Origin of the sequence: Streptomyces griseorubiginosus (assembly GCF_017614965.1) — a bacterium.
GTDB lineage: Bacteria > Actinomycetota > Actinomycetes > Streptomycetales > Streptomycetaceae > Streptomyces > Streptomyces griseorubiginosus_B.
The window spans coordinates 1-1,357 of record NZ_WVUG01000649.1; the positions used below are offsets into that span (position 1 = coordinate 1).

Consider the following 1,357-nt stretch of genomic DNA (forward strand, 5'->3'; position numbering starts at 1 on the left):
TAAGAGACAGGTCCTGGCCTTCGCCATAAGGCACCTGGGCGCGGCCGCAGGCGTAGAGGTCACCGCCAGCCACAACCCGCCCCGCGACAACGGCTACAAGGTCTACCTCGGCGACGGCTCCCAGATCGTCCCGCCCGCGGACGCGGAGATCGCGGCGGAGATCCAGGCGATCACGTCCCTCAAGGACGTCAACCGCCCCGACACCGGCTGGGAGACCCTCGACGACACGGTCCTGTCGGCCTACCTCGCCCGCACGGACGCCGTCCTGTCCCCCACCTCCCCCCGCACCGCCCGCACGGTCTACACGGCGATGCACGGCGTCGGCAAGGACACCCTCCTCGCCGCCTTCGCGAGGGCCGGCTTCCCCGAACCGACCCTCGTCGCCGAGCAGGCCGACCCCGACCCCGACTTCCCGACCGTCGCCTTCCCCAACCCGGAAGAGCCCGGCGCCATGGACCTCGCCTTCGCGAAAGCCCGCGCAACGACCCCGACCCCTGACCTGGTCATCGCCAACGACCCCGACGCGGACCGCTGCGCGGTGGCGGTGAACACCGGCACGGACTGGCGCATGCTCCGGGGCGACGAGGTCGGCGCCCTCCTCGCCGCCCACCTGGTCCGCCGCGGAGCACAGGGCACCTTCGCCGAGTCGATCGTCTCCTCGTCCCTCCTGGGCCGCATCGCCGAGAAGGCGAACCTCCCCTACGAGGAGACCCTGACCGGCTTCAAGTGGATCGCCCGCGTGGAGGGCCTGCGCTACGGCTACGAGGAGGCCCTCGGCTACTGCGTGGACCCGGACGGCGTACGGGACAAGGACGGCATCACGGCGGCCCTCCTGATCACGGAACTGGCCTCGGTCCTCAAGGAGCAGAACCGTACCCTCCTCGACCTCCTCGACGACCTCGCCGTGGAGCACGGTCTGCACGCGACCGACCAGCTCAGCGTCCGCGTCCAGGACCTCTCCCTCATCGCGGACGCGATGCGCCGCCTGCGCGAACAGCCGCCCACCGAACTCGCCGGCCTGCCCGTCACCAAGGCGGAGGACCTCACTCGAGGCACCGACACACTGCCCCCCACCGACGGCCTCCGCTACACCCTCACCGGCGCCCGCGTCATCGTCCGCCCGAGCGGCACGGAACCCAAACTGAAGTGCTACCTCGAGGTGGTGATCCCCGTGCAGAACCACGCGGACCTCCCGACGGCCCGCGCCAGGGCGACGGAACTCCTGACGTCGATCAAACGAGACCTCTCGTCGGCGGCGGGCATCTGACACAGCGAACCGTTCCCGGGGTTCATCACGAGGCCGGTATCGATGTCCGCCCCCGAACCAGACAACTGAACCCCGTGTCCGGGCCACCCC

At 70.7% G+C, this 1,357-nt stretch carries 1 protein-coding gene; it reads left to right on the plus strand.

What is annotated here, in order from left to right; genetic code table 11:
* A partial coding sequence (locus tag GRC12_RS44490) for a phospho-sugar mutase (RefSeq protein WP_208786103.1) occupies nucleotides 1-1,267 on the plus strand: 1,267 nt, incomplete at its 5' end.
* Between the last annotated feature and the right edge of the window lie 90 nt (nucleotides 1,268-1,357).